A 6031-nucleotide genomic window follows, 5' to 3' on the forward strand; every position below is an offset into this window, starting at 1 on the left:
CCACGCAAAAGGCGCGGCCCGAAGACCGCCCTTGCAACATGCCCCGCGCAACCCGGCTTAGAGTCTGATCGTTTGAGGTTGACGCGCGCCAGCGTGGCAACTGAAAGCGTGAATCAGCCTCTTATCAAAGAGTTAGAGCGCTGGCGGGGGGGGCGTTCTTGCGTCAACCCAAACCTGTCGCGCTCTAAAACAATTGCTCGCCGTGCAGCACAACATCCAGCCCCTCGCGCTCTTCCTCGCGCGTCACCCGCAGGCCGACCACCATATCGGTAATCTTCAGCAAAACCCAGCTCACGCCTGCGCAATACACAATCGTAACCAGCACACCCAGGGCCTGAACCTTCAGCAGCGCCAGGCCGCCGGACGCCACGCCCCCCGGCGCCGCCAGCGTGGCGGAAAGTGGGCCGAACGCGAACCACCCCGTCGCCAGCGTGCCGAGCATCCCAGCGATTCCATGCACCCCGAACGCATCCAAGCTATCGTCATACCCCAGCGCGGATTTCATCGAGGTCGCGGTCCAAAAACAGATAAACCCCGCCGCCAGGCCGATCGCCAGCGCCGGGCCCGGCAGCACGAACCCCGCCGCCGGGGTGATGGCGACCAGCCCAGCCACCGCGCCCGAAATCGCGCCCAGCACCGAGGGTTTGCCCCGCACCGCCCATTCCACGAAAATCCAGGCCAAAGTGGCGGTGGCAGCCGCAATCTGGGTCACCAGCACCGCCATCCCGGCGCGCCCGTTCGCCCCCATGGCGCCGCCGGAATTGAAACCCATCCAGCCAACCCACAGCAGCGAAGCGCCGATAACCGCGTAGCTGAGGTTCCACGGCGCCATGTTCTCCTGGCCATAGCCCAGGCGCTTGCCCAGCATCAGCGCGCAGATCAACCCGGTCACCCCGCAGTTGATCTCAACCACAGTCCCGCCCGCGAAATCGGCGATGCCCATTTTGGCCAGCCAGCCGGTGGGCGCCCACACCCAATGCGCCAGCGGCGCATAAACCAGCAGCGACCACAGGGTGAAAAACATCAGCAGCGCGGAGAATTTCATGCGGTCGGCGCAGCTGCCGGTCACCACCGCGGGGGTGATGATGGCGAAGCTCATCTGGAACATCAGGAACACGCTCTCGGGGATGGTCGTCGCCACCGCGTCGGGCGTTCCCGCGGCGAGAATGAACGGCTTGTCCCAATTCGCCGCGAGCCCCTGTAGGAACACGCGCGAAAAATCACCGATGAACGCATTGCCGTTGGTGAATACAAGGGAATAACCAACAATCATCCACAGCACGGTCATCACCGCGCAGAGCATGAACGACTGCATCATGATCGCGAGCACGTTCTTCTTGCGGACCATACCAGCATAAAACAGCGCCAGCCCCGGAATGGTCATCAGCAGCACCAAAATTGTGCACATGAGAACCCAGGCCACATTGCCCGGCTGAACTTGCTGCATTGGTTCCGGCATCCCTCAGAGTATGTGTTGGCGTGACATCCCCGAGGGGCCGCTTGGCCTGTCTGCTATTCTAATACGCTTCCGGCGGTCAAGGCCGGAGGAAATCGGACGCGCAGAACGGCCCGGCGGCTTATTTTTCGCGAATCGCGTTGATAATGCCGGAGAAATCCATCCCCGCATGGCCTGCATCAACATATTCCCGGTAAATTTCAGCGGCATGCTTTCCAAGCGCCGTGGCGGCGCCGGCGCTGGCGGCGGCATCCTGGCTGAGCAGCAGGTCCTTGAGCATCAGCGCCGCGGCAAAGCCCGGCTTGTAGGCGTTGTTGGACGGGCTGGCCGGCACCGGGCCCGGCACCGGGCAATAGCTGATGAGCGACCAGCACTGGCCTGACGAGGTGGAAGCGACATCATAGAGCGCCTGCGCCGAAAGGCCGAGCTTCTCGCCCAGCACAAACGCCTCGCAAACGCCGATCATCGAAATGCCGAGAATCATGTTGTTGCAGATTTTCGCCGCCTGCCCGGCACCGGCGCCGCCGCAATGCACGATCTTGCGGCCCATGGCCTCCAGCACTGGCCGGGCGCGCGCAAACGCCGCATCCTCGCCACCGGCCATGAAGGTGAGCGTACCGGCCGCCGCCCCGCCGACACCACCCGAAACCGGCGCGTCCACCGCCGCGGAACCGGCGGCCCGCGCCAGCTCATGCGCCTTGCGCGCGCTGTCCACGTCGATCGTCGAACTGTCAACAAACAGCGTACCCGGCGCGGCGGCTTGCAAAATGTCATTATACACCCCCAGCACCAGCTTGCCGTTGGGCAGCATGGTGATGGCGATCTCAGCGCCCGTGAGCGAGGCCGCCGCACTCGGCATGACCTTGATCCCCGCCTTCCCCGCCGCCTCGATGGCGGCCGACACCAGATCGAACCCGCTCACCTCATGCCCGGCCTTCACCAGGTTGATGGCCATCGGCAGGCCCATGTTGCCCAGGCCGATGAATGCGATTTTCGCCATTATTTTTTGTCTCCCATGAGCTGGCGCGAGATGATCACCCGCATGATTTCGTTGGTGCCTTCAAGGATCTGGTGCACGCGCAGATCGCGCACGATTTTTTCGATGCCGTAATCGGCCAGATAGCCGTAGCCGCCGTGCATTTGCAGCGCCTCGTTGGCGATCTCGAAGCCGGTGTCGGTGGCGAAGCGTTTGGCCATCGCACAGAACAGCGTGGCGTCGGCGGTTTTCGCATCCAGCGCGCTGGCCGCGCGCCACAGCAGCAGCCGCGCCGCCTCCAGCTCCGTCGCCATATCCGCAATGCGGAACTGCAATGCCTGGAACGTGCCGATGGGCTTGCCGAACGCCTTGCGCTCGGAGAGGTAGGTGATGGTTTTATCCAGCGCCGCCTGCGCGCCGCCCAGCGAGGCGGCGCCGATATTGACACGCCCGCCGTCCAGCCCCGCCATCGCGATTTTGAAACCGATGCCCTCCGGGCCAAGCCGGTTGGCCACGGGCACGCGCGCATCCTCAAAAATCACCTGCCGTGTCGGCTGAGCGTTCCAGCCCATCTTGTATTCATTGGCGCCGAAGGAGACGCCGGGCGTGTCCTTGTCGATAATCAACGTGGAAATACCGCCAGCCCCCTCGCCGCCGGTACGCACCATCACGACATAGACCTCCGCCGTGCCGGCACCTGAAATGAATTGCTTCACCCCGTTGACGAGGTAATGCTCACCATCCAGCACCGCCTTGGTACGCAGGGAGGCTGCGTCCGACCCGGCGGCCGGTTCGGTCAGGCAGTAGCTGGAGAGCCATTCCATGCGGCACAGCCGGGGCAGATATTTCGCCTTCTGCGCGGCGTTGCCGTAGCGGTCGATCATCCCGGCGGCCATGTTATGGATGGAGATATAGGAGGCGACCGCCGGGCAGCCCGCCGCCAGCGCCTCGATGATGAGGGCCGCATGCAGCCGGGTCAGCCCCGAACCGCCATAGGCTTCGTCAACATAAATTCCGCCCATGCCCAGGTCGGCGGCCTCACGCATCACATCGACCGGGAAATGCTTCTCCCTGTCCCATTCGATCGCGAAAGGCGCCAGACGTTCGCGCGCGAACGCCTGGGCCATCTCGCGGATGGCAAGTTGATCTTCATCAAGATTGAACGAGAGGCCACCCATGGTCATCAATCCATCGTCGGGATGACGAAGCTGGCGCCATCCTTCACGCCCGAGGGCCAGCGCGAGGTGACGGTCTTGGTCTTGGTGTAGAAGCGGACCGAGTCCGGGCCATGCTGGTTGAGATCGCCAAAGCCCGAACGCTTCCAGCCGCCGAAGGTGTGGTAGGCGATGGGAACGGGGATGGGCACGTTCACGCCGACCATGCCGACCTGCACGCGGGCGCAGAAATCGCGCGCGGCGTCGCCATCGCGGGTGAAAATGGCGGTGCCGTTGCCGTATTCATGTTCGCTGGGCAGGCGCAGCGCATCTTCGTAATTGGCGGCGCGGACCACGGCGAGCACCGGCCCGAAAATCTCCTCCTTGTAGATTTTCATCTCGGGGGTGACATTATCGAACAAGGTGCCGCCGATGAAATAGCCGTTCTCAAAGCCTTGCATCTTGAAGCCGCGGCCATCGACCAGGAGGTTCGCGCCTTCGGCCACACCCTCATCGATATAGCCCTTCACGCGGTTCAGCGCGTCCCTGGTGACCAGCGGGCCGTAATCCGCCCCAGCATCGGAGGACAGGCCGATTTTCAGCGCCTCGACGCGCGGGATCAATTTTTTTACCAGGGCATCAGCGGTGGCCTTGCCGACCGGCACGGCGACCGAGAGCGCCATGCAACGCTCGCCGGCGGAGCCGTAGGCGGCACCGATGAGGGCATCGGCCACCTGGTCCATGTCCGCATCCGGCATGATGATGGCGTGGTTTTTGGCGCCGCCGAAGCATTGCGCGCGTTTGCCGTTCTGGGCGGCGGTCGCGTAAATGTAATTCGCGATCGGGGAGGAGCCGACAAAGCCGACCGCCATGATCCGCGGGTCGTGCAGGATGGTGTCCACCGCTTCCTTGTCGCCGTTCACCACGTTGAAGATACCCGGCGGGCCACCAGCGGCGAGAAACAGCTCAGCCAGGCGCAGCGGCACCGAGGGGTCACGCTCGGAGGGCTTGAGGATGAAGGCATTGCCGCAGGCAATCGCCGGGGCGGCCTTCCATAACGGGATCATCGCCGGGAAGTTGAACGGGGTGATGCCGGCGACAACGCCGAGCGGCTGGCGCATGGAATAGACGTCGATATTGGTGCCGGCCTCGGTGGTGTATTCGCCCTTGAGCAGATGCGGGATGCCGATGGCGAATTCCACGACCTCCAAGCCGCGCTGAATATCGCCTTTGGCGTCCGGCACGGTCTTGCCATGTTCGGAGGAAAGCAGGCGGGCCAGGGAGTCCATCTCGGTATTGATAAGCTCGAGAAATTTCATCAGCACGCGGGCGCGGCGCTGCGGGTTGGTCGCGGCCCAGCCGGGCTGGGCGGCGGCGGCGTTGGCGATTGCAACCTCAACCTCCTGCTTGCTGGCCAGCGCGACCTTCGCCTGCACGGCGCCGGTGTTGGGGTCGAAAACATCGGCAAAGCGGCCGGATGTGCCGGTGACGGTTTTGCCGCCAATGAAATGATTTAATTCGCGCGCCATGGGTCTCTCCTCGGGGCTGTTCTTGCCGGCATTCTCTATCCGCGTTAACATGCCCGATGAAGAGTAATTCTTCCGCAATCATTGCGCATTTTTGCACAATACGCTGATCCACAAAGGGAGCACGCGATGGCCGGGCGCAAGCGCGCGCAAAACTGGGATGATTTCCGCCATTTTCTGGCGGTGGCGCGCACGGGCACGCTCTCGGCCGCGGCGGAGGCGCTGGGCACAGACCATACGACCGTTGCCCGGCACATCCAGCGGCTAGAGGAACGCCTAGCGGCGCGGATATTCTACCGCAGCAACCTGGGGTATGACCTGACCGCCAGCGGGGAGCAGCTGCGGCCCATCGCGGAGACGATGGAGGCGGGCTATTTGCGGGCAGCCTCCATGGAAAGTGAAAACCCGGCGGTCTCGGGCACCATCCGCATCGGCGCGCCGGATGGCTTCGGCACCGCGTTTCTGGCACCGCGCATCCACAAGCTGGCGGCGCTGCACCCGAAATTGGAAATCGAGCTGCTGGCCACCGCGCGGGTGTTCAGCCTCTCCAAGCGCGAGGCGGATATCGGCATCAGCCTCACCTCGCCAGAGCATGCGCGCGTTGTCTCGCGCCGCCTCACTGATTACCGGCTGCATATCTATGCCGCGAGCAGCTATCTCGCGGCGCACCCGCCGATCAGCAGCCCCGCCGACCTCTCCCGGCACAACTTTGTCGGCTATATCGAGGACATGCTGTTCACGCCGGAGCTTAACTACCTCGGCAGCATCGGCCCCGGGATCAACGCGCGCATCCGCAGCACCAACCTCACAGCCCAGGCCTATGCCACCGCGGCGGGGAGCGGGCTGTGCGTGCTGCCCGCGTTTATCGCCCGGCTGCATCCGGGCCTAGTGCCTGTGCTGCCGGAAGAGGTCGCGCTGA

The 6031-nt window shown here is 63.9% G+C and carries 5 protein-coding genes; 1 reads left to right on the plus strand and 4 read right to left on the minus strand.

From position 1 onward, the window contains the following. Positions 1-184: 184 nt before the first annotated feature. The 4 genes from PHE40_RS10275 to PHE40_RS10290 all read right to left on the minus strand — a co-directional run bounded on the left by PHE40_RS10275 (position 185) and on the right by PHE40_RS10290 (position 5115). Complete coding sequence (locus tag PHE40_RS10275; RefSeq protein WP_408839035.1) at positions 185-1459, minus strand: ammonium transporter; 1275 nt, start codon at positions 1457-1459, stop codon at positions 185-187. 118 nt (positions 1460-1577) lie between these two features. Continuing rightward, positions 1578-2456, minus strand: a complete 879-nt coding sequence (mmsB, locus tag PHE40_RS10280) for a 3-hydroxyisobutyrate dehydrogenase (RefSeq protein ID WP_299961453.1) — start codon at positions 2454-2456, stop codon at positions 1578-1580. Beyond that, positions 2456-3610: an acyl-CoA dehydrogenase family protein gene (locus PHE40_RS10285; protein WP_299961455.1), complete on the minus strand. Its 1155-nt coding sequence runs from the start codon at positions 3608-3610 to the stop codon at positions 2456-2458. Before PHE40_RS10285 ends, mmsB begins: the two co-directional genes overlap by 1 nt. Positions 3611-3615: 5 nt before the next feature. Continuing rightward, positions 3616-5115 (minus strand): CoA-acylating methylmalonate-semialdehyde dehydrogenase, encoded by a 1500-nt coding sequence (locus PHE40_RS10290; RefSeq protein WP_299961457.1) that lies wholly within the window; start codon positions 5113-5115, stop codon positions 3616-3618. Positions 5116-5241: 126 nt separating this feature from the next. Between PHE40_RS10290 and PHE40_RS10295 the strand changes: the two genes are divergently transcribed. Beyond that, on the plus strand, positions 5242-6031 hold a 790-nt coding region (locus PHE40_RS10295), incomplete at its 3' end, for a LysR family transcriptional regulator (protein ID WP_299961459.1).

Origin of the sequence: Acidocella sp., assembly GCF_028687955.1 — a bacterium.
In the GTDB taxonomy this organism is placed as follows: Bacteria; Pseudomonadota; Alphaproteobacteria; order Acetobacterales; family Acetobacteraceae; genus Acidocella.